At 60.3% G+C, this 575-nt stretch carries 2 protein-coding genes; one reads left to right on the top strand and one right to left on the bottom strand.

Annotation, left to right across the window (positions count from 1 at the left end; translation table 11 throughout):
• The coding region (locus A612_RS17635; RefSeq protein WP_206536096.1) for a hypothetical protein at positions 1-231 on the top strand (231 nt) is incomplete at its 5' end.
• Here A612_RS17635 and A612_RS16145 read toward each other — a convergent pair.
• Positions 201-575: LysR substrate-binding domain-containing protein (locus A612_RS16145; RefSeq protein ID WP_241209495.1), on the bottom strand; the 375-nt coding region annotated here is incomplete at its 5' end. The genes A612_RS17635 and A612_RS16145 overlap by 31 nt on opposite strands.

Here is a 575-nt window from a genome sequence, read left to right as displayed (position 1 = left end):
AGGGCGGCAACTATTCTGACGCGGGGGGTGACCGCGGCGGCGAGCCCGCAGGCGGGTGCTGGAGTCCGGAAGGGCGCAGCAATTGCGTCGAAACTGGAATCAGTACAGCGCATGAGCCATGCAGATCGGGTCAGCCGCAAGACCAAAAATGAATCGCGCAATCCGAGAAAACTAGCCGCGCACCTTCCGATAGATCCGCGTCAGATCGCGCGTGATGTGCTTGCGTCCTGATGACATACACGTTCGGCGCGTTCGATGAACCGCTGCAACGGCTCCGTCATGCCACCCTCGGTTCGTAACAGATAGGTGGTTATCGATGCGCTCTGACCGGCCAACGGACGGACAACAACATCCGCCGGCTGGCAAGTTGCCAAGTGCGCGGCAGTGGAAAAACCTAGCCCGTACCCTGCGGCCACCAGCGTCAGCATCAACCCGTGAGAAGCGGCATACTCGGCCACAATCGGTTGGACATTGACAGAGCGGAACAGTCGTTCGCTCTGCCGACCGCAACCTTGGCATGCCCGTGGATCACAAAGTACCAGCGGATAGTGACCTGCTCCCCATAGGCCGTACCA

Origin of the sequence: Melaminivora alkalimesophila (genome assembly GCF_000282995.1) — a bacterium.
Lineage (GTDB): Bacteria > Pseudomonadota > Gammaproteobacteria > Burkholderiales > Burkholderiaceae_C > Melaminivora > Melaminivora alkalimesophila.
This window is presented reverse-complemented; position numbering and strand designations above follow the sequence as displayed.